Source organism: Orrella daihaiensis, from assembly GCF_022811525.1.
Lineage (GTDB): Bacteria > Pseudomonadota > Gammaproteobacteria > Burkholderiales > Burkholderiaceae_B > Algicoccus > Algicoccus daihaiensis.
In genome coordinates, this window is sequence record NZ_CP063982.1 from 1 (window position 1) to 22194 (window position 22194).

The following is a 22194-nucleotide window of genomic DNA, read 5'->3' on the forward strand; positions in this document are numbered from 1 at the left end:
GTGAAGATACCTTTTACCAAACTAAACATTGACAAGCTCACCTGCGCCAAAGAGCTGGGGCGGGCATTTTGGCGCGACACTCTGTGCCGTGGCTTGTTAGTTGAAGTGCGCTCAACAGGCGGAAAAACCTACTATCTCAGCTACAGGGACACACGCGGCAAACAGCGCATGTTCAAGCTCGCAAACGCTGGAGACATCACACCAGCACAAGCGCGGCAGCTATGCGACAAGCGCCGTATGCAACTAGCAATGGGCGAAGATATCGCAGATGAGCGTCAAGCCGCACGCAGCTGTCCACGAGTAGATGAGTTTTTTTACGAGCAGTATCTACCCTATGCCAAAAGCTATAAGCGCAGCTGGGATACAGATGTGAGCTATTACGAAACGCACATACGTGATTGCATTGGTGAACTGCACATGGACAGCGTGGGCAAGCGCGAAGTCATAGTTCTGATGCAGACAGCGAATCAACGCATAGCACCCAGCAGCGCCTATCGCCTCTTCGTTCTGGTGCGTTACATGTTCAATCTCGCAGTGCGCTGGAATGTGGGTGGCATCAAACAAAATCCCACTAGCGGCTACGATTTGCCACGCATTGAGAATCACCGCGAGCGCTACCTCAACAAGGAAGAAACGCAACGACTATTAAACGCCATCAACCGTTCGCGCAATCCTATGCTGCGCTTCATCATCCCCATGCTGCTGCTCACAGGCGCACGCAAACGAGAAGTGTTAGATGCACGCTGGGCAGACTTTGACACAGAGCGCCGATTTTGGCGCATTCCCTATACCAAAGCGGGAACCGAACGTCACGTGCCCTTAAGTGATGCCGCACTGGCCTTGCTGCGTAGCATTCCGCGTCGTTCCAACTGCCTTTATGTGTTCGCCAATCCGAACACACATCAGCCTTACGTTTCTATCTACTACTCATGGCACAGTGCTCGCAAAGAAGCGGGGTTGGCAGATGTGCGGGTACATGATTTGCGCCACAGCTTTGCCAGCTTTTTAGTCAACGCGGGATGCAGCTTGTATGAGGTACAAAAGCTTCTCGGACACAGCAGCGCAAAGATGACGCAACGCTACAGTCACCTCAATCAAACGTCGCTGCTGCGAGCCGTGAGCTTGGCGCAGGACTATGTGTGCAGCACTGCGGGTGCCGAGGGTATTTCTACTATGCCTGCCGTCACCGAGCGTAAGGTGTCGTAGAAAAACCCTGCAACCGTCAAAACCGTGTTCTTTTGCGTCGATTTCCAACATTAGCCCTTGGCTCTTAAGCGCACAGACGCTTGCTGTTGTCGCTCAAGCTCCTTTGCACGCCGCTGTCGTTCGCGCTCTACTGCCAGTGCACGCCGCTGCTGCTCAATATTCTTCTGCAGTGCATGGATACGCAGCTGGGAAGGTGTTTTAGCAGTTGTGGGCTTTTTTGCAGAGAACTCAATGTAGCGCATACAGGTATTTATTACCTGCGCACAAAGCCAGCACGCAGTTGCCCACTCACCGCTTCAATCTGCGCATCCAGCTCGCCACTGATGACAGCGGATTTGATGATGTCCAGCGTGGGTACGAGTTCTTCGCGGCTTGCCAGCTCCACGGTGACTTTGCCCTTTGCCAGCTCCACCACCTTGCTGCCATAACGAATATGCACACAGACTTTGCCATTGTCGGATTCAAACCACCAAGGTTTTACCCTTTTTTGTACCTCCACAGTTTTACGCACACCTTCAGTGCTCACGATGCTTTTGAGTTGTTTGCTGGTGTAGGTATTGCCCTGCGCCTGTGCGCGAGCCAGCTCCATTTGCTCCCAGATGCGCTTTGCCAACTTATTGCGACACTGCACGATAGCAGGCTGCTGTGTGGGTTTGCGTGTATTGGTGAGTTTGAGGTTTGCGAGTGCTGTCATGGACTGTCTCCTATTTAGGACAAGGGTTGTAGAACACAGCCTTTACTGTGCAATCAGACGCTGGATAGGACAACAGGCACGCACATCTTCGAAAAGAGAAGAACCATTTTTTATGGCATTTCTTTTCTTTTGCATAAATAAATGTATGCGTAAAACACAAACACCTTTACAGCTGTGGCTAGCACAACAGGGACTCAATGAAGAGCTTTTTGCAGCTTTGCCACTGCTGCACGTACAGGCTTGGCAGGCAGCACATGAGCTGGTTGCCCATCACCGTAATCTGCTCAATCCTGAACAGGTGCAGCTGCTACGCACGTACATCGAAGTAATCCACAATCGCAGGCTACGCCAAGGCATCACCAACACACAATGCTACGCAGTTTTGAATCTCAGCAAGAAAATTTATCGGCAACTGTTTAAGAAACATCGCAGGCACATTGCACGCAATCAAACGCACACAGGCACAGCAACGCACGCAACAACTGTTTAGGCACAGGATACAAGCGCAGATAAGCCACTGCCACAAACAAAGGGCAAAAACGCAGGTTGTAATATGACGGCTAATGAGCCTGCACTTATTCAGTGTTGGATATAGAGGACACTGAAGCAATAAGTGAGCCGCAGAGTTTTACTGGTGTGCGCTGCGCACTGGGCTTTGGAAGTTTCAATCCATTCGTCTTCCACCAAACTCTTCTATATTCGTGTAGTAACAACTCAACTCAAATGAGACTACGCGACACGGCGACTATGGCACGACTATGTTTCTCGTGCTATAGCCGTCGTGCGTCCAATCTAATCTAAATGAGCCATTCAATATCAATCACAACTGCTGTTGTTCAAAGAAAAAAAGTGGCGATGAGCGAAGAGCGAAGAGCAGGCGAACGCAAGTTCGGCTCAACACTACACCAAGCAATGCCACAAAGCGGTAGGACAAAGCCGTAGGACAAAGCGGTAGGACAAAGCAGCATCACGCAAGTGGTGGTTGTGGGGTATAGAAATCACCACACCAAATCCATAAGTACTCCGCAACAGAAAACTGCAGCAGTGGCATATCAGCCACAACATACCCATCGCGCATAACCCAGATGCGGGCTGGGTTTTGTGCACTGAATTGTGTATGTAAGCGTCATGAAAATTGACGCTCAAGCAGCGCACACAACACGCTACAGCGCGCGTTTAGGCGCTAGTGGTTGTGCGGGTAGCGACGGCTGGCTAAAACAGCGCAAAGACGCATTTTATGCAGCGAGCGCAGCTGCTGCGGCATAAATACTGCGAGAAAAGGAAATACACAAAAGCTTATCGCACCACGCTATGTCGTTGATTTGTGGAAGGCTTTTATGAGAGCAGATTCTGGTAGGAAAAACACAGAAATGAAAACACACTTATACGCATCAATTCATTGATAGCACAGGAGCAAAACACAATGGCACAGGCAAAAACACTCACTCAATCCGAAGTCGAACAGGTGCTGCGCTACGCAGCCAGCACTCGCTACCCACAGCGCAATCGCGCACTGCTGCTCACCAGCTTGTGGAGTGGGATGCGGGTGGGTGAGATTGCAGCATTGAAGGTGAGTGATGTGCAAAACAGCGATGGCAGCATAAAGACAGAAGTGCGATTAGCGGCTGCGCAAACCAAGGGCAAGCATGGCAGGGTGGTGTTTTTAAATGACAAACTGCGCGAGGAGTTGGCGGCGTATCTCAATACCCGGCGCATCAAGCAACCCACCCAGCCGCTGTTTTACACAGAGAAGGCAGCAGGATGGACAGCGAACACACTCACGCAATGGTTTCATTGGACATACAAAAAGGCAGGCATCGCGGGTGCCAGTAGCCACAGCGGACGCAGGACGTTTATCACCACGCTTGCCAGCAAAGGCATTGGTGTGCGGGTATTGGCAAGCCTAGCTGGACATCGCTCAATAGCGGTTACGCAAGCCTATATTGATGTAAACGACGAGATGAAACGTGCTGCAGTGCAGCTAGCTTAGGTAGAAGCGCAGACAGAAAGAACAGAAAGAACAGGCGAGTTAAATGGACAGGACGGTGCGCAGTGCGCAGCCACGCTAGCGAGAGAGGCTGTTTTTGGCACTGCAGGGTTTTTTGACGAGACAGGCAATTCCCACACTATTGAGAGGGTTTTTGCTGCTGCTGGGTTTTAGGACAGGATGTCTGCGCAAAAAACCCCGCACTGCGCTAAACTGAAGTAGTTTCGATTTGATCTGACAATTAGGCCTTGCCAAGAGGTGGGGTTACCCAGTTTGATAGAGGTGCGAACTTTTATCAACTAGCGCGAAGCGCAATGGAGTAACCCCATGAGTAGTGTTAACCAAAATGTCATCAAACACAAGGTCGGCCTGTTGAACTTGGCTGCCGAGCTTGGAAACGTATCTCGCGCCTGCAAGGTGATGGGCTTTTCCCGAGACACCTTCTACCGATACCAAGCAGCCGTTGCTGAAGGCGGTGTAGAAGCTTTGCTCGATGCCAACCGCAAGAAGCCAAACTTGCGAAATCGTATTGAGCAAAGCATTGAATCTGCCGTGGTGGCCTTTGCCCTGGAGCAGCCCGCCTTTGGCCAAGTCCGTGTCTCTAACGAGCTGCGTAAGCGAGGTGTCTTTGTTTCGCCATCTGGCGTGAGGTCGGTTTGGTTACGTCATGACCTCGAATCATTCAAGAAGCGCCTGATTTCGTTAGAGAAACATGTAGCAGCCACGGGCGAAGTCTTGACCGAAGCTCAGGTCGCAGCACTCGAGAAAAAGCAAGAAGACGACGTCGCCCACGGAGAGATTGAGACTGAGCACCCCGGTTACCTAGGCAGCCAAGATACGTTCTATGTGGGTACCATCAAGGGCGTGGGTCGTATCTACCAATCAGACCTTTGTCGATACCTACTCCAAGTGGGCGACTGCGAAGCTGTACTGCACCAAGACACCGATTACCGCTGCAGACCTATTGAACGACCGTGTGCTGCCGTTCTTTGCAGAACAGCAGATGGGTGTTCTGAGGATCCTGACAGACCGTGGGACAGAATTCTGCGGCAAGGCCGAAACTCATGATTACCAGCTGTACTTGGCGCTCAATGACATCGAGCACACCAAGACCAAGGTCATGCACCCTCAGACCAATGGCATCTGTGAACGGTTTCACAAGACGATTCTGCAGGAGTTTTATCAGGTCGCCTTCAGACGAAAAATCTATCGGTCCATCGAAGAGCTGCAGGCTGATCTGGACGAGTGGCTGCATTACTACAACCATGACCGAACTCATCAAGGCAAGATGTGCTGTGGTCGAACACCGATGGAAACATTAATTGCTGGCAAACCAGCGTGGGAGGATAAAATCAACCAACTGAATCACTGAACTTGATCTGACATACAGGCACCGCAAACTGGGGATCTGTCAGATCAAGTCGCGACTACTACAGCTAAACCCTATCCTTTCCGTTCTTTTTGCCCCTTTTTATGTCATTTTTGCCATTTTTGCCCTGCTTGCTCCTGCCCCTGCCCACTGCCTGCTGCGATTCCAACTCCCTCGCCATTTCCAGCTGTTCCCGTTCATAAGCGTCCAGTTCGGACTCAAAGCCCTTAAGCAGCTGTTCTTCCATCTCACGCACTCGTCTGTCTCTTGCGCTAACACCACTGTCTCGCAGCGCATCTTCGCGTGCAAACCCATGGCGCTGTAGTGCCGCATTGGCTGCACTGTGCGGATTGGTGCCTTCGTCTGCAGCAAAGTAAGCGTCTAGATACACACGGGCTGCCCGCACTTCACGTCGATGCTGCTCACGCTCCAGCTCCTCAAGCAGATTGTCATGGAGCTGCGCACGTTGCGCCTCTAACAATTCAAGACGAATCTCACGCTTGGTTTTCCAGCCAAAGCGTTCTTCCACACTCACACGCCTGTGTGCGCTGCGGCTGGTGACTAATACGGGCAGCAAATCAAACTGGGTAGTGAGTTGTGCGGTGATGCCGCGCAGTTCGTTTGCGCCAGTGCCACCGTCTAAATTGATTTCAGACAGCCTGTGTGCCACAGCCCTGTCCAGCCAATGTGCATGGCTTGACTGCTCATTAACCACACGCTGCACTTCAGCCTGCGCTGCCGTGATAGCCGCCCACAGTCTTGAGTGCAGTTTCTCCAGTGCTCGCTGTTGTGTCTTGGTATTTACCTCTGCTGCCACACAGCGTGCCAACACTGCCGCAGCTTGGCGATGCAGTGCCTCGTAGTCGTTCAGTGCCGCTGGCTTTTTGGCTTTGCGTAATGTCTGTTGCCGCTGCCACTCCATATCAAACTCACGCTGCTGCGCTGGTGATAACAGCACATTGATGTGTTTGGCATCGATCTCTGCACCCGCATGCAATTCAGTGATGCGCTACTCCAACCTCTCCAGTCGTTCAAACAGGTTCATGCGCAGACTGTAGCGCCAAGACTCACGGACAATAAAAACCCCGCCTTTTGAGTCGGGGCCTGACTAACTAACCCACGATGTTTTGTGGGTTGAAGGGTGTTTAGGCAATAAAGTCCGCCTGAGCAATCCCCGTGCTTTGATTGATGCCCGAAAGAATAATTAATGAGTCGTTATTATCAAATATGTCATTACCGTTCTGATCGATTGCTACCAATGCGTTGCCTTCGGAAATATTCGCAACGTTCCATGCCACATACACAGAATCACCACTGTTTGACACGTGGAAAGCCCTTTCCGCATCCGAGACGAATTCCTCTAGGCTGGTTATCAAAGTTCCGTCAGCGATAGTGACGTCTGCCGATGTCAAGCCAGCGACATTAGTTTTAATTTTGTCTATGCCAGTAGCAAAGTCAAGGATTGTGTCTGCCGTAGCAAGTGTGATGCCAGTTGCACCGTCTGCGTACACAAAAGTATCAGCCCCATTGTTACCCATTAGAAAATCGGCACCCGCGCCGCCAATGATGGTGTCGTTGCCATCGCTGCCAAAAATTCGGTCGTTTCCGGCGTCACCATAGAGGGTGTCATCGCCCTCAAATCCAAAGAACAAATCGTCGCCACCACCGCCCCTAATAGTGTCATTGCCATTGCCCCCCGCAATGGTGTCTCCTAAGTCACCACCTACTGCAGTTCTGTTACCACCATTCGCCAGTGTTACATCCAAACTGATGTGACGTTCGTCAATGGCCAAGACTGTACCATCGTGTGTAGTCACCTTAATGACGGTTACAAAAGGGGAAGAGGTATTTTGATGATTCACCCTCAGCTCACCAGTCGGCCCAGTGCTGTGAGGGAACACGAGAGTAACATCGCTGCTGGTTAAGTCAATCCCAGTCAATAGACCAGTATTATCAATGATGCGTATTTGGTCTGTTCCATTACCGAAGTCGGTGATCGAGTCTTTTGCCTGGTCAGGACTGTCTCCCGACGTTGCATCGATACGCTCGAAATAAAAGATATCGTTGCCAGCCCCACCAGTTAGCGTATCAACACCCACCCCACCATAAATTTTGTCAGCGCCATCACCTCCATCAATTCTGTCGCTACCCGCCATTCCATAAATTTCGTCAGCGCCATCACCACCATTAATTGTGTCGTCACCACCCCCTGCATCAATGTAGTCATCACCTCCGCCACTATCAATTGTGTCGTTACCAGCTCCGGCTTCAATGTAGTCATCACCGCCGCCACCATCAATCGTATCTGCACCAGAACCGGTGATGTAACTGCCTTCACCAGTCGTTAGTGCACCTCCATCAATGGTTACGGAGGCAGTCGAAGTTGAGCCATCGACACGTCGATTAGTCGCAGTGTCACCACCAGCCGTTACGGTGGCACCATCTTCCAGAGCTGCTACGTTGATCCAATCCGATCCCGTCACTTCGATTTCTACTGTCGAATTTGCAGCGTTGTGGGTAATAATGTCCGCACCAACGCCAGCATCGGTGATGACATTGTCACCAGCCCCACCAGTCAGCCTATCCGCACCTGCACCACCCGCAATGGTGTCATCGCCCGCACCACCAATGATGACGTCATTTCCAGAGCCGCCGAGGATGGTGTCATTCCCGGTACCGCCAACGATGGTCTTAGCAGCATCATCGCCTATACCTGAACTACCCGTAATATTCAGTGCTTCAGTTTGAGCGCTAAAGTCGAAGGTGTAGGCACCTCTCACACCCACATTCTCAACGTTCACCAAATCTGCGTCCAGCAAATTCGCTGCCGAAACAGCTGCCGTAAATACTGCCGTGTCAGTATCGTCACCACCGTCGATCGTGTCGGTGTCGTCGGCGATCAATAAGTCTTGTCCCGCCCCACCAGTCAGCGAATCCGCACCTGCACCACCCGTAATGGTATCCGCAAATCTAGATCCAATTAACGTATTTGCACTTGCGCCACCAATCAAATGATAGCCTGTGATGCTATCGTCGGATCCAATGCTCATATCGATGTTGAAGTCGCCTGATAAAGTGACGGCACCAACGCTCGTGTTTACGTTAGAGACCGTTGACGTGTAGTCATCCACGACAGCGGCATTCACAACCGCAGATCCATATGCCAGCAAGATATCAGCACCATCACCAAGATCGGTAATGGTGGCGGATTGGCCAGAGACTGAGAATGTATCTGCACCTAACCCGCCCGTAAGCGTATCGCCACTGCCTTCCGACGTCAGGCTGTCGTCACCGGCACCTCCATCGAGGGTGTTGGTACCACCAAAGCCGGAGATGACGTCGTTGCCGTCACCGCCTAGCAAAGTATCATTGCCAGTGCTCCCGAAAATCCTATCGTCTCCATCACCACCCGTAAAACTGACACTCGCCCCAGGACCGGCCGTTGCTCCACTCATTGCAACTCCGACTGAGCCAGTTACTATTGCACGCATGTCAGCATTAGCCGTACCAGCGATAATTGTGGTGACGCGTTCCGGAACGGAACTGCTTACCTCTACTGTTGTAAGATTTGACGCACCGCCTGTACCCAGATAGATAAAATTAGGAAGTACGCTGTCAATTCTCACAACGTCGAGTCCATCACCCGCGTACACGGTATTGCGACCCGCCCCAGGATTGATGACATCCGCACCTGCACCACCCGTGATAGTGTCATCACCACCATTGCCGTTGATCGTATCGTTTGCACTAGATCCCGTCAGGCTGTCTGCACCGTCACCGCCATTTAGCGTGTAGCCGTTGGTAGCTACCGTAGTCACTGTAGCCAGATTCAAATTAATCGTGGAACTGGTTGTTGCAGCATTGAGAGTCGCGCTACCACCCTCGTTCCTGGTAGCCGCTGTTGCCACAAAGGCAGACACGTTGTTAGCTATCGCGGTTGATCCGTTGCGAACAATTAAAATATCTCCAGTCGATAAGTCCGTAATGGTCGCTGTGCCCGATGCGTTCACATCAAACGTGTCGTTGCCACCACCACCGGTCATCTCATCAGTGCCACCACCACTGATAATCGTGTCATTACCGTCAGTGCCAGTTAACGTATCGGCATTAGCCGTGCCTTGAATTGGGGCTGGTGCCACTGGGGTGCCACCATCCCCGCCACCCCCGTCTCCGCCGCTCTGGATTTGAGAGTTGACGGGCGGCTCCGTTGTTTGACCACCCGCATTTGAATCACCAGCGTCTGAATTGCTGGCGTCAGGGTTCGCCAGTGCATCAAGCCGAGCCCTGATCATCTGCACCGATGCCGGGTCAGCGGTTACACCTTCAAGTGCGCCTGCGGCTAACGCAAAATCATTACTAGCTAGCGTGATCGCCACGTACTTTGCAACAGTGACTTTGTTTTCTACTAAAGCCTGGTCCAGCGGATTGACATCCGGACCTCCCTTAAAGGCTGTGTCGATGATGGCATTGGCAATGTCATAGAAAGGGTAGCCCTCGTTGACCTTACCTACCCAGAAGTCAAGGCCATCGGGATCCACTTCTCGATTCAGTGTGTTCTCGTAGAACCGACTGACCGCATCCCTGACGGTCGCATCACCATACGTCCGCTCAAACTCCACTGTCTGAGCAAACGTCGCTGCAAGCTCAGTTAGCTTTGCCCCATTAGTTAGCGCAGCGACCCAGTGATTAAACCCATCGGCCTCAGGCGCCCGCCCAAAAAACGCAATGTATAGCTTTGCGACTTGATCCTGATAGACCTCTAACTCGGTTGACATCTCTTTACCTCAATCCTATTGATTGCCTGTCATAAGTAACTTATAGTCACTTTGAGCAACCGCACTCTCAGATAGTTCCCGCGCATGACGTAGATTTTTTTCTTAATTCTCAACCGCGACTTATTGCGTTTAGCGATTAGGTTTATTGTGCAAGTCAAGCGCCAATTTGCCTCTCATAGACTCTCATGCTCTTATCGTTAGAGCGGATTAAGATGGGCAATTGAATTTGAGCGACAACCTGATTTAGGAAATACTGTTGGTAGCTATCCGCCATTCACGACTTGTGCTTCAGGTGCTAAGCAGCTTATGTCTGTTCTGCCTTGCACTGTCGCTAGCTGTTGCGAACGAACCCAGCAAACCTACCGTGTTGGTGCAATATTGCCTCGATGGGCAAGATATAGAGACACTCAAAGAAGCGGCGGCGTGCCAATACGGTAATTACGGTGACCTATCCTTAAAAATGCGCTATGCCAGCACGCGTTGGGCCAAGGTAACGGCACAAACAGTTGACCGGCCAGGTCTACTAACCATCCATGTTGCGCCCCACCTACTACAAGAAGTCGAGATCTACGATGGGCAAACAGGTGCAGGCTTAGCGGGTCCAATTGGCACACAATATCCCTACTCATCCGAACACGGACTACTTGCCGGTTACACCTTCGCATTTGATCTAGACACCGCTGGCCAGCACACTTTCTACGTAAGGATGGTGACCTATGGCCTGCCGTACAGCTTTGTCGAAGCATCTCTAGATCCTGTCACTGCCCAAGAGCAGAATCAGCAAATCGGTTTAGGCATTCACCTCGGTGTCTTAGGCTTGCTGACATTGATCAGCACAACCGTATACATCGCCACGCGTAGTCGTATCATGGGTGTGTTTGCTTTAAACATCTTGAGTTTGTTGCTGAGCATCTTGTTGGGATCGGGCTTGATGTACGTCTATTTATGGCCTAACTCACCCGGCTTTAACGAATGGCTATTTACAACACTGTTCTATCTAAAGCCAGCACTCTGGGTACTACTGGCTCAAACCTTTTTACTGCCATACCAGACCCCTAATTGGTATCGCCCAGCCTGCAACATAGCTTACGTGGTCGTATTGCTGATGCTCGGCTTGTCGTGGTTGGGGCATAAAGAGATCAGCAATTGGTTGATGCTGGTGTTTGGCGTGACGCTCATACCATTGATGCAGCTAGTGGCTATCCGCGAAACATCTGACATCCGAGCCTTGTATAGGCGCATACTGATGCTGGGATACGGCCTCGGCGCCCTGGTGATGTGGATAGGACTCTTGATCACCCTTTATCCAAGCGACAATCCACGCCTACCCATTCAGTTATCTAGATTGGTCGATTACGTCAATCCAATTGTGTTGCTCGCATTAGTGATGTTTCACTATCGAGAAACAGTCACTCAGCTTGCCGTAGCCGAAGAAGAAAACCTGACCATGCGACTTGGCTTGGAGTTCGAACAAAGACTGCGTGAAGAAAGAAAGCTGATGATCGACATGTTGACACATGAGCTTAAAAATCCATTGGCTAGCATCAGCATGGCCATGGGTTCGCTGTCCAACGCGTTTAAGGACAGCGACAGTCCTGTAAAGCGTCGCCTTAAAAATATCGATCAATCAGTGCGCAGCATGGATTTAGTGCTTGAGCGCTGTAACCTCATGAATCAGCTTGATCACAGCGCACTGCCATTCAGCCCAGAGACTGTCAACCTGCGCAACGTCATGTCGAACATCATCGAACGATTTGCCGAAGGTGACCGAGTATCGCTCCATTTCTCAGGTTCAGATACGTTTGCTACTGACCCGCAGTTTTTTCAGATGATGGTCTCTAATTTGATAGAGAATGCACTTAAATACTCTGCACCGAATAGCGAGATCAAAGTGTCAATGACGCAGTCGGCGACCAACGAAACATCACGCCTAGTCATTGAAGTCAAGAACCAAATTGGCAGCCACGGTTTTCCCGACAAAGCCCAAGTATTTGCTCGTTTCTATCGCCATCCATCAGCACGCGACAAAGCAGGGTCGGGTGTTGGGCTATATCTGGTGAAAGCACTCACCAAACTTTTAAATGGTCGCATTACCTACGAACACGACACTGAGCACGTTGTGTTTCGCATTGAACTGCCGGAGACAACTAGCGATGCCTGACACACCTCCCTTATCAATTGCCATTGTTGAAGACGATGTGATTCTGCGTGAAGAACTTGGACACTTCCTTCAAGGCATGGGTCATACCGTCCATGAACTTGTCAGTGGCACTGCATTAGACGACATCGTGCAAGAAACCACGATAGATATTGTGATTTTGGATTTAAACCTGCCAGGTGAAAGCGGTTTTGAAATTGCACAACGCTATCGAGAAGACTATCCTGAGCTTGGCATCATCATATTGTCAGCTCGCACGGCACCCCTGGACCGAATTGGCAGCTACGAACAAGGCGCTGACATCTACATCCCCAAGCCATGCCCACCCGACGAACTGTTAGCGGCCATTAGAAGCCTGGCCCGCCGGGTTAAGCCCACGCAAACAACCGACAGCTGGCAACTTGATCCCATTCGTCATCTCCTGCTCAATGCCAATGGCACCATCACGGTCCAATTGCTTGCGGTTGAAAGCAGCATTGTTGCGCTACTCGCACGCGCCCCTAAACACCAAATGAGTGCTGACGACCTGTGTGCTTTGACGGTAGAGAACAACTCAAATCGGGATACCAGTGAAGTCATCACCCGTCGTGCCCTAGAAAACAAAATCAGCCGCCTGCGCAAGAAATTCGCTCAACTCGCACAGAACGAACCAACATTAATCCGCTCGGTTCGTGGTGAGGGCTATCAATTGTGCATCCCGGTAAACGTTCTACCAGACCCCGGCTCGAAGGCTTAGGAAACGAGACCATCGATGTCATCGACATCACCGATCAACGCAACACTTAGGACTACAAACGACTACTGCAACTAAAGGGGTAGTTTTGATCCAGACGGTCATGCGCCGACGTATTGATACTGAAGTGCTAAGTCACCGCTTTGTGAGCTGATAGAGGGATCAAACAGACTGATGTTGTACACGCCGTCCAGCACTAGATTGATGGCCTGACCCAAGACTTCATCCCAATAAGTCACCACAAAATCCGTACCTTGCTTTGCAGTTGTCCACTGCCCTGGGGTACTTACATCCGATGTCGAATTAACTTTGACAGCGTTAAACGGCACCAGGTGCTTCGTCAAATAAAACTGTGAGTCTTCTCGATCGAATCCAGTAACCTCAGCTAAGCCAGTCCCCTGAGTGAGTATCACTGAATTTAAGCCTCCAGCTAAGACCGATAGCATTTCGATGCCTGTGACGTCTCTGCCGACAAAAGAAATTGAACCTGCCTGAGAAAACTCTAGGACGTCCACACCGCCACCTCCCTCAATCGTTTCCCCAACCGCGAATTGAGTAACTTGGGTGAACTGGAACTGGTCATTACCTTCTCCACCAGACAGCCAATCCGCACCCGCACCACCCGTGATGGTGTCATTGCCATCCCCGCCCGCAATGGTGTCGCTATTGTCATAGCCTGTCAACAGATTGTCGCCAGCAGTCCCCGTGAGGTCGTAAGCAAGCGTTTGGAACAGGTCGTTAGCACTAACAGTGGTGCTGGAAAAAACCCTCATCACAATATCGGTGGAACTATCCCCAGCATTAAGCGTACCTGTTGGGGAGATTTTCAAAGAGCTCCACGACATGGAGGTAGGCTCGGTAACCACATAATGCCCCCAGCTTCCTACGCCACCACCACCGTCAAAAGCATCAAGATTCGTGATGTTGACTCGCACGAGATCAGCACCATCACCAAAATCGTAGATTTCGTCTGACGCTGTCGAGGTAGAGTCACTGGAGACGTTTGCTACTGCGTTAATCACAATCGTATCGGCACCCGCCCCAAGAAAATATATATCTCCCCCGGCACTACCAGCGATGGTGTCATCACCACCACCACCACTCAATGTATCTGCACCAGCCGTGCCTACGATGCTATCTGCCCCATCACCAGCAGTGAAGTTGACGGTAGCCCCTGGGCCAGAAGCTGCGCCAGTCATCATCGCACCAATTTGCCCGGTGACGACGGCTCGCATATCTGTTGTTGCCGTACCAGCGCTAATGGTGGTGGTGCGATCCAAGGCCCCCCCACTAATTGCCACGGTCGTAAGATTGGTGTCCAACCCCTTAAGCAAATGAATCGTATTGGTTGATAGCGTATTTACAGTAATCACATCTCGACCATCACCTGAATAAATGATGTTCGTTCCAGATCCCGGGTTGATCTGGTCGTTACCTTCACCCCCTGTAATGGTGTCGTTTCCTGCTCCTGCTGTGATGGCGTCTGGACTCGCAGATCCCACCAATTCTAGATGCTGCGTCGAATTCGCCCGAGATGCATCTATGAGGTTTTGCGCCATGCTGTTCTCATCAGCCGCGAATGAAATCGTGCGCACACCAGCGGCGAACGCGTCGGCATTCAGCGTTAAAGACATGTTGTATTCATGGTCTTGCCCACTGATGGTTATCGTCTCGATTGAGTTTGCACGGCTAAATGAATCTGTTGCTGATATCGTGAAGCCAAGTAGCCCATTGATTTCGATGGTGTCGGTGCCATCACCGCCCACGATGCTATCGACAAGCGCACCACCAGAAAACAGCTCGGCAATGCTAGCGTAGATAAATACATCGTCATCTGCTCCACCGGTCAGGGTATCTGCGCCCGAACCACCGGTTAATGTATCCGCACCACTCCCACCCTGCAAGACATCATTACCAACACCACCTGACAGGCTATCGTTGCCTTCGAACCCAAACATAAAATCGACACCAGCTGTCCCAGTCACTACGTCACCGCTGGGTGATCCGCGGAAGATAGTTTCGCTGCTGTTCGAATAGTTCCCCGCGATATCTCGCACTTCCAAGTACTCTGGCAACACATTGACAGCCCAACTTAACTCCATCGTGACCAGCTGATTGGCAGTAATCGGCGGTATCGCAAGGTAAAACGGATCTTGCCCTGGGATCGGCAAAAGCCCAGCCGTCCCATCTTCCGAACTCACAAACGAGAGCATCTCCTCACCAGCGACTCCGAAACTGGAGATCGTAGGCGCTGTCTGGTCAAGCACATAATTTCGGCTATAGGCGGTGCTGACATTGCCTGCTGCATCCACTACTCTTGCGACTGCTGTGTTTGATCCAACCAGTGTTTGGTTTGCCACCGTCCAGTTGGTATTGGAAACTGTCGCTGTAGACCACGTGGCACCATTGTCCACAGACACTTGTACCGTCTCATCTGCATCCAGTGCCTGTGTCAACAATCCGTTAATGGTCTGCGACGCCGTATTCGTCACAAAATCAGAGGGACTAAACCCTGTGTCTGCGCTTAGCCACATGTTAATGACCGCTGCGACTGGGGCAGATGTATTGATTGTTACGTCAGTACCACTAGAGACACTACTCACATTGCCTGCCACGTCCGTAGCTTGTGCGGTGATCGTGTAAACCCCATCAGCCAGTGTTGAGCTCGTGATACTCCAGTTACCACCATTTACAACACCGGTACCAACTGTTTGACCATTGGCATACAGCGTGACTGTACTGCCTGACTCGGCAGTGCCTGTAAATGTTGGGGTGCTGTCATTGGTCAGGTTGTCGGTATCCAGATACCCCGTGTCGCTACTAGCCAGCAAATCTGGGGGGCTCGGTGCTGCGGGTGGCGTTGTATCTGCGACCGGATCGGAATCGGGTTGCGGCACGACCACAATTGGCAACTCTACTGGAGTTTCCGGTTCAGTTTCAGGATCGACAAACCTTGGTAGACCAGGTACATCAGGCCCAACATAGTCCGGGCTGGTGTAAATGGACTCAATCACATTAAGTGAAGTAGTTTCGATTTGATCTGACAATTAGGCCTTGCCAAGAGGTGGGGTTACCCAGTTTGATAGAGGTGCGAACTTTTATCAACTAGCGCGAAGCGCAATGGAGTAACCCCATGAGTAGTGTTAACCAAAATGTCATCAAACACAAGGTCGGCCTGTTGAACTTGGCTGCCGAGCTTGGAAACGTATCTCGCGCCTGCAAGGTGATGGGCTTTTCCCGAGACACCTTCTACCGATACCAAGCAGCCGTTGCTGAAGGCGGTGTAGAAGCTTTGCTCGATGCCAACCGCAAGAAGCCAAACTTGCGAAATCGTATTGAGCAAAGCATTGAATCTGCCGTGGTGGCCTTTGCCCTGGAGCAGCCCGCCTTTGGCCAAGTCCGTGTCTCTAACGAGCTGCGTAAGCGAGGTGTCTTTGTTTCGCCATCTGGCGTGAGGTCGGTTTGGTTACGTCATGACCTCGAATCATTCAAGAAGCGCCTGATTTCGTTAGAGAAACATGTAGCAGCCACGGGCGAAGTCTTGACCGAAGCTCAGGTCGCAGCACTCGAGAAAAAGCAAGAAGACGACGTCGCCCACGGAGAGATTGAGACTGAGCACCCCGGTTACCTAGGCAGCCAAGATACGTTCTATGTGGGTACCATCAAGGGCGTGGGTCGTATCTACCAAAGAGCAGACCTTTGTCGATACCTACTCCAAGTGGGCGACTGCGAAGCTGTACTGCACCAAGACACCGATTACCGCTGCAGACCTATTGAACGACCGTGTGCTGCCGTTCTTTGCAGAACAGCAGATGGGTGTTCTGAGGATCCTGACAGACCGTGGGACAGAATTCTGCGGCAAGGCCGAAACTCATGATTACCAGCTGTACTTGGCGCTCAATGACATCGAGCACACCAAGACCAAGGTCATGCACCCTCAGACCAATGGCATCTGTGAACGGTTTCACAAGACGATTCTGCAGGAGTTTTATCAGGTCGCCTTCAGACGAAAAATCTATCGGTCCATCGAAGAGCTGCAGGCTGATCTGGACGAGTGGCTGCATTACTACAACCATGACCGAACTCATCAAGGCAAGATGTGCTGTGGTCGAACACCGATGGAAACATTAATTGCTGGCAAACCAGCGTGGGAGGATAAAATCAACCAACTGAATCACTGAACTTGATCTGACATACAGGCACCGCAAACTGGGGATCTGTCAGATCAAGTCGCGACTACTACACATTAAGCCAGTCTCTGATAGGAACTGCCTCTCGAATCATAGCCATGGTAGGCGGCTCACCAGTCAGCGCAAGATACAGCAGCGCAAAGTCAACTTCCTGTGCTCGTAATTCAACCATCTCTGCCGAGCCAGAAAAGCTCTCCAAGACAGATGCTCGTGACAACCCGCCCGACAGTTGCGCTGCCCAATACGCCTGTCCCGCCTCATCAGGTTCGCGTCGCAGGGCGTTTTGATAAAGAGACGTGATGAATTGCTCATCATCCATCTGCCCATACTTGGCTTCAAATTCATCAGCTTGGCTGAATTCCGTTGCAATAACGTCCAATGACACACCAGCACGATGAGCCTTTACCCAAAAGTCCAAGCCATCCGCCTCGGGGGCTCGATCAAACGTCACGAAATACAATTGTGCAATTGGCTGTACATGCACTTTGTATTCAACCGATGAGATGAATTGCTCGGTCATCTTGGCGGCACTGATACCGCCATACTCAATCATCTCGCGCCAGAATGCCAATCCTGATGCATCAGGCTCTCGACCCAGAATGTTTTGATAGAGCTGGCTGACAAATGACGCAGACATCGATGTGCCTCGTTGAGCAAAGAACCGACCATGACCAACTGCTTAGTTAGATCATGCGATTCTCCTCGTCAGACCCAAAAATGGCTCTCAGAGGCTCTCAACCGAGGCTTATTCACTAACTTAACTTTTACTTGCTATTGATTTGTCGAGTTTTTACGACAGTGACTAAGGATATCGGCTGTAAATTTCTGGCAATATCCTTTCAACCCTGCCCTAACCGGCACTAAAACCGATTAGCCACCACAGTGAAGGACACAGTGTCATGGCGAGAGACCTGCATCTGCTTCGATTAGCCACTTGAATCTATGCCTGGCAGTCAACCATCCTAAAAACCAAAGAAGTTCAGTGGACTTATTTCATAGTCCTCACCGACACCCCGCAGAATGATCAATGAATCATTACCGCCGAAGCTGCGGTGATCCTCGCGATTGAGAATGACCCATGTATCACCGGAATCTGCCGCGTTAGGGACGACATAGATATAAGGAATTTTTTCTGCGCGAGGATCATCAAAACCCTTGCTAAACACCTCATTCACTCGGGACTCAAGCTCGTAAAAACTTTCTGGCCCAGTCTCTTCAATCCAAACAAATCGCTCCATAATCTCAAAGGGACTGCCAGGCCCCCAAAAGGACAAGTCCGATGTCAATCTATCTTCGTCTGCGTTAAAGTCGATGATGACATCGGCTGATTCGAGTGTTGTGCCACTATCACCAGGCTCGAACCTAAATGTATCCGCACCTTCATTTCCAATCAGTACGTCCGCTCCCGCATGACCAATAATCCTGTCATTGCTACTACCACCAATTAGCGTATCAGAGCCTGCCGTGCCCTCAATGTGTTGCGGTAAGGAAATGCTCATATTTGTGAGAGCCGCTTTCACCCTAAGCACCTGCGACGGATCAGTGGTCACCCCATCAAGAGCGCCGTCCACCAACTGCTGATCATTGCTAGCTAGCGTCAATGCCACGTACTTTGCAACCTCAACCTTGTTGCGCACAATTGCGGTGTCATTCGTATCAACATCGTCACCACCAGCAAAGGCTGCCTCTATCTTGCCAACGGCAACCTCATAAAAAGTGTGACCTTGATCGATTTTGTTTAGCCAGTAATCAAGTCCCCGTGGATCAGCTGCCCGATCTAGTGCGTTTTGATAAAAACGGCGGATCGCTTCGGAGGCACTTAAGTCACCATAGTGCGACTGATATTCGTCACTCTTTGAAAACCCGACCGCCAGGTCATGAATAGTCGCTCCGTTACTGAGTGCTTGTACCCAGTGATTCATCCCTTCCGCCTCAGGGGCTCGACCAAAGAATACGATGTAGAGTTCAGCGACTTGGTTTTGATATGTTTGCAAGTCGGACGACATTGCCTTGTTCTCCATTTTCTGACTGTCCATTCGGATGGTTGAACTCACCTACACAAAAACAACTCATCACAAATAACACACTATCACCGACCTAATCCTTCCACGTATGCTGAGGCGTACCAAATTCGGTAAACACTCGATTCACCCCTTGAAGCGTTTCTGCTTGATCCATTTGGTTAAGTCAATGTTTCCCAGACTCTCTTGATCGGAATAGATGTCGTTCACTCTATTTATCTGCTGTAAAGCGATCTACTTTTTGGGGAAGTAAGGATGCCTATCGAGGCGCCGACACACTAAGAAAAGGGGCACCAAATCGATAGGTAATCTCTTTGTGGTCACAGCATCAAATCAGGCTCAAGTTTGAAATGAAAATTGCTCAGCTCAAAACTATTTTGAACACCCTGAAGAATGACTAACGAATCTTCCGCATCAAAACTGGCTCGATCTCCACGATTAATCACCACCCAGGTGTCACCCGAGCCAAGCGCGTCCGCTACCGCATAAACAAAAGGAAATCCAACTAGTTGATGTTCTTTAGCTTCTTGAAAAGCCGTCGAAAATTTATCAGCTACTTTTTTGGCAAACAACTCAAAACCATCCTCTTGCAAAGCTCGATCTAAGCCGTGGTCTTGCTCTATCCATACGTATTCATCAACACGTACGTTGCTAGAAACGAGGTCGTGAATCTCAAGGAAGTTAGTCCCCAAAGAAAAATCCATAATGACATCAGCTGTTTGCAATGTGATACCACTGTCACCGGCTGCGAGAACAAATATATCGTTGCCCAAGCCGCCACTCAAAGTATCGGCCCCGTGAGCACCTATTAGCCTATCATTGCCAATACCACCTAACAACACATTAGGACCTGACGTTCCCTCGAGTATTTTTGGTTGAGGATCGGCCTGTGCATAAAGCCAGTCTTCTGTGGTCCGAACAGAGGCAGGGTCTGCCGAAACGTTGTCAAACGCTCGACCGACTATATGAGTTCCGCTGGCACCCAACTCCAATGCAACATACTTCGCAATCTCGACTTTATTACGCACAATCGCAGTATCTTCGGGATGCGTATTATCCCCCCCAACAAATGCTGTCTCGATCTTGCCAACGGCAATCTCGGCAAACGTGTGGCCCTGTTTAAGTTTATTGAGCCAGAACTCTCTTCCTTCGGCATCCGGTTCCCGATCGAGTGCGTTCTTATAAAAACGACGAATAGCTTGACTCACATCGGCATCACCATATGTGCTTGTAGATAGATCACCGTACATCTCTCGATATTCGGAACTTCTTGCAAACTCATCTGCCAAGTCATTCATTGTGACAGCGCCATGGCTTAAAGCGCGCACCCAGTGGCTCATACCCTCAGCGTCAGGCGCACGCCCAAAAAATACGATGTATAGCTCAGCGACTTGGTTCTGATAGGTCTCTAACGGTGTTGCCATGGATTGGCTCGCTTTTAAATCTGTTGTTAGTTGGCTTTGTCAGACATCACCCGACTATGTGCAAATAGTGCGGCTGAGCTGAACCGGTGGAACGCCTTGGGATAATTAACTGACCATTCATTTGTTAGTCAGTTCCGTAACTGCTTGGAGCGCAACAACACTCAGGGCCTCTTTTGAAACCAGTTTTTGTATTGTCCGAGAGACAACGAGAGTTTTCTCTCACAATCTCTCACGAGCTTGGATGTGATGGCCAATGATCGCCAAGAAAGGCTAGTTAAGGATATCCTTGCCTCACATCAAATAGGGATGCGGCTTAAGGGTAAGGACTTGCCAGGGCTTAAGCCGCCAGCCAACTCTGCGAGTCGCCCAGGAGAGCAATATCGGCTGGGGTGACCATGAATGCCGCGACCGCCATATCACCACCACTACCAGCATAATTCACATCATTGCGTGCGATTTCTCCACTGACCTTTTGATGTGCCTCTTCTGACTGGGCAATGATGGCCGCAATTTCAGCGCGCGTGAGCAAGCCGGCTTCGTAGGACTCAGCCCAGTAGTTTTGTGCTGCTTGTTCAGGCTCTCGTTCAAGCACATTCACATAGAGTTTGCGCAAGTAATCAATATCCGATTCCGTGGCATCGGTCTTGAGTTCGTATTCGTATGAATCAATAAAATCCTGCGCAATGACCGCCAGTGACACTTGGCTATCGAGTATGCCCTTCCAATAGGCCAGCCCTTGTGCATCTGGTGTGCGGCCCAATAGTGCTTGATAGAGAGCAAACAAATCATTCACACTGGCCAGATCATCATCTTGATAGACCTGCCCGACGGAATACAAATTGTCTTCAGACAAACCAAGCGCACCATTTGCGCCCGAATCACCATCTGGTCCATGGTGATAGATGCCGCTATCTCCACCCGGGCCGCCTTGACCTGCTTGCCCTCCGGCACCACCGGTACCGGCGTTCGATTCATAGGTGACCTTGTCTAGCCTTAATATGCCGGCATTAAAAAGTGCCCCAACGCCCGCACCACCTTCCCCACCGTTGCCACCGTCACCGCCATGACCACCGTGCCACATTGTGCTGTAACCACCAATGCCACCTGCACCACCATTTCCACCGCCACCACCTCGAGCAATGTTGCCAATGAATTCAACGTTATAGAGAGAAACATTGGCACCGGCTGTGATCGCTAGCCCTGCTCCCAGGGCACTACCACCCACACCACCATTCTCGCCATTACCACCACTGCCACCGCCACTGAACACGTGGTGACTGCCTGTACTGCCTTGGCCTCCATTCTCACCATGGACACCAATCAATTCACCACCGTAAAACGTGAGATTACCTATAAAGACACTCCCATCAAAAAGCGGCATGCCCAAGAGCCCGCGCCCATCAATCAGCATCAAGCCATTGCCATCACCCATGATTGAATGGCCCAGACCGTTGATGGTGAGGGAATCGCCCGACCGGACACCAAACTCAAAGTAATGAGTCGATCTAGACCAAACAGCTCCAGTTAGGTCGATATCAGTCGTGATGTAGATCGTGTCACTTTCAGCGTTCTCTGCTTGCTGAAAGAGTGCGTCTGCGAGCTCTTGTGCATTGTTGACGTAGTAATCCAAAACGTCC

At 50.7% G+C, this 22194-nt stretch carries 15 protein-coding genes and 3 pseudogenes; 8 read left to right on the forward strand and 10 right to left on the reverse strand.

Annotation, left to right across the window (positions count from 1 at the left end):
• Window positions 1-1206 (forward strand): site-specific integrase, encoded by a 1206-nt coding sequence (locus DHf2319_RS00005; RefSeq protein ID WP_243478780.1) that lies wholly within the window; start codon window positions 1-3, stop codon window positions 1204-1206.
• A gap of 50 nt (window positions 1207-1256) precedes the next feature.
• Here DHf2319_RS00005 and DHf2319_RS00010 read toward each other — a convergent pair whose 3' ends face one another.
• Together DHf2319_RS00010 and DHf2319_RS00015 are read right to left on the reverse strand one after the other, a co-directional pair.
• On the reverse strand, window positions 1257-1448 hold the full coding sequence (locus DHf2319_RS00010; RefSeq protein ID WP_243478781.1) for a hypothetical protein: 192 nt from the start codon (window positions 1446-1448) through the stop codon (window positions 1257-1259).
• Window positions 1449-1459: 11 nt separating this feature from the next.
• Entirely contained in the window at window positions 1460-1900 is a 441-nt protein-coding gene (locus tag DHf2319_RS00015) for a DUF6641 family protein (RefSeq protein WP_243478782.1), read from the reverse strand.
• A 145-nt stretch (window positions 1901-2045) separates the two neighbouring features.
• Between DHf2319_RS00015 and DHf2319_RS00020 the strand changes: the two genes are divergently transcribed.
• The 4 genes and pseudogenes from DHf2319_RS00020 (at window position 2046) to DHf2319_RS00035 (ending at window position 5259) form a co-directional block, all read left to right on the forward strand.
• Window positions 2046-2390 (forward strand): hypothetical protein, encoded by a 345-nt coding sequence (locus DHf2319_RS00020; RefSeq protein WP_243478783.1) that lies wholly within the window; start codon window positions 2046-2048, stop codon window positions 2388-2390.
• A 638-nt stretch (window positions 2391-3028) separates the two neighbouring features.
• A complete protein-coding gene (locus DHf2319_RS00025) occupies window positions 3029-3166 on the forward strand; it encodes a hypothetical protein (protein WP_243478784.1) in 138 nt (45 codons plus the stop codon).
• Window positions 3167-3323: 157 nt separating this feature from the next.
• Window positions 3324-3890 carry a tyrosine-type recombinase/integrase gene (locus DHf2319_RS00030; RefSeq protein ID WP_243478785.1) on the forward strand — a complete coding sequence of 189 codons (567 nt, stop codon included), beginning with the start codon at window positions 3324-3326 and terminating at the stop codon, window positions 3888-3890.
• 324 nt (window positions 3891-4214) lie between these two features.
• Window positions 4215-5259: pseudogene (locus DHf2319_RS00035) on the forward strand (IS481 family transposase).
• Between the two features lie 64 nt (window positions 5260-5323).
• Here DHf2319_RS00035 and DHf2319_RS00040 read toward each other — a convergent pair.
• Both DHf2319_RS00040 and DHf2319_RS00045 read right to left on the reverse strand, forming a co-directional pair.
• A complete protein-coding gene (locus tag DHf2319_RS00040; protein ID WP_243478786.1) occupies window positions 5324-6253 on the reverse strand; it encodes a hypothetical protein in 930 nt (309 codons plus the stop codon).
• Window positions 6254-6401: 148 nt separating this feature from the next.
• Complete coding sequence (locus DHf2319_RS00045; protein WP_243478787.1) at window positions 6402-10031, reverse strand: DUF4214 domain-containing protein; 3630 nt, start codon at window positions 10029-10031, stop codon at window positions 6402-6404.
• Between the two features lie 364 nt (window positions 10032-10395).
• Between DHf2319_RS00045 and DHf2319_RS00050 the strand changes: the two genes are divergently transcribed.
• Together DHf2319_RS00050 and DHf2319_RS00055 are read left to right on the forward strand one after the other, a co-directional pair.
• Complete coding sequence (locus tag DHf2319_RS00050; RefSeq protein ID WP_243478788.1) at window positions 10396-12192, forward strand: sensor histidine kinase; 1797 nt, start codon at window positions 10396-10398, stop codon at window positions 12190-12192.
• Window positions 12185-12925, forward strand: coding sequence for a response regulator transcription factor (locus DHf2319_RS00055; RefSeq protein WP_243478789.1), 741 nt, complete (start codon window positions 12185-12187; stop codon window positions 12923-12925). The genes DHf2319_RS00050 and DHf2319_RS00055 overlap by 8 nt, the downstream gene beginning before the upstream one ends.
• Window positions 12926-13023: 98 nt before the next feature.
• Here the strand turns inward: DHf2319_RS00055 and DHf2319_RS00060 are convergent, their stop codons facing one another.
• Entirely contained in the window at window positions 13024-15969 is a 2946-nt protein-coding gene (locus DHf2319_RS00060; RefSeq protein ID WP_243478790.1) for an Ig-like domain-containing protein, read from the reverse strand.
• A gap of 86 nt (window positions 15970-16055) precedes the next feature.
• Here DHf2319_RS00060 and DHf2319_RS00065 point away from each other — a divergent pair.
• Window positions 16056-17103 (forward strand): annotated as a pseudogene (locus DHf2319_RS00065) (IS481 family transposase).
• Window positions 17104-17161: 58 nt separating this feature from the next.
• Here DHf2319_RS00065 and DHf2319_RS00070 read toward each other — a convergent pair.
• The 5 genes and pseudogenes from DHf2319_RS00070 to DHf2319_RS13085 form a co-directional block, all read right to left on the reverse strand.
• A complete protein-coding gene (locus tag DHf2319_RS00070) occupies window positions 17162-17632 on the reverse strand; it encodes a DUF4214 domain-containing protein (protein WP_256462180.1) in 471 nt (156 codons plus the stop codon).
• A pseudogene (locus DHf2319_RS13025) lies at window positions 17606-17758 on the reverse strand (DUF4214 domain-containing protein); the annotation flags it as partial. The gene DHf2319_RS00070 and the pseudogene DHf2319_RS13025, both read right to left, overlap by 27 nt.
• A 316-nt stretch (window positions 17759-18074) precedes the next feature.
• Window positions 18075-19118, reverse strand: a complete 1044-nt coding sequence (locus DHf2319_RS00075) for a DUF4214 domain-containing protein (RefSeq protein ID WP_243478792.1) — start codon at window positions 19116-19118, stop codon at window positions 18075-18077.
• A 335-nt stretch (window positions 19119-19453) separates the two neighbouring features.
• Complete coding sequence (locus tag DHf2319_RS13080) at window positions 19454-20557, reverse strand: DUF4214 domain-containing protein (RefSeq protein ID WP_305802162.1); 1104 nt, start codon at window positions 20555-20557, stop codon at window positions 19454-19456.
• Between the two features lie 337 nt (window positions 20558-20894).
• Window positions 20895-22187 (reverse strand): DUF4214 domain-containing protein, encoded by a 1293-nt coding sequence (locus DHf2319_RS13085; RefSeq protein WP_305802163.1) that lies wholly within the window; start codon window positions 22185-22187, stop codon window positions 20895-20897.
• Window positions 22188-22194: the final 7 nt, after the last annotated feature.

What these genes read in the sequence shown, in the direction of transcription:
- DHf2319_RS00010 (WP_243478781.1), bottom strand. Translation starts at nt 1,448, where the DNA reads ATGCGCTACATTGAGTTCTCTGCAAAAAAGCCCACAACTGCTAAAACA.
- DHf2319_RS00025 (WP_243478784.1), top strand. Translation starts at nt 3,029, where the DNA reads ATGAAAATTGACGCTCAAGCAGCGCACACAACACGCTACAGCGCGCGT.
- DHf2319_RS00070 (WP_256462180.1), bottom strand. Translation starts at nt 17,632, where the DNA reads ATGACCGAGCAATTCATCTCATCGGTTGAATACAAAGTGCATGTACAG.
- DHf2319_RS13080 (WP_305802162.1), bottom strand. Translation starts at nt 20,557, where the DNA reads ATGGCAACACCGTTAGAGACCTATCAGAACCAAGTCGCTGAGCTATAC.
- DHf2319_RS00030 (WP_243478785.1), top strand. Translation starts at nt 3,324, where the DNA reads ATGGCACAGGCAAAAACACTCACTCAATCCGAAGTCGAACAGGTGCTG.
- DHf2319_RS00015 (WP_243478782.1), bottom strand. Translation starts at nt 1,900, where the DNA reads ATGACAGCACTCGCAAACCTCAAACTCACCAATACACGCAAACCCACA.
- DHf2319_RS00055 (WP_243478789.1), top strand. Translation starts at nt 12,185, where the DNA reads ATGCCTGACACACCTCCCTTATCAATTGCCATTGTTGAAGACGATGTG.
- DHf2319_RS00045 (WP_243478787.1), bottom strand. Translation starts at nt 10,031, where the DNA reads ATGTCAACCGAGTTAGAGGTCTATCAGGATCAAGTCGCAAAGCTATAC.
- DHf2319_RS00075 (WP_243478792.1), bottom strand. Translation starts at nt 19,118, where the DNA reads ATGTCGTCCGACTTGCAAACATATCAAAACCAAGTCGCTGAACTCTAC.
- DHf2319_RS00020 (WP_243478783.1), top strand. Translation starts at nt 2,046, where the DNA reads ATGCGTAAAACACAAACACCTTTACAGCTGTGGCTAGCACAACAGGGA.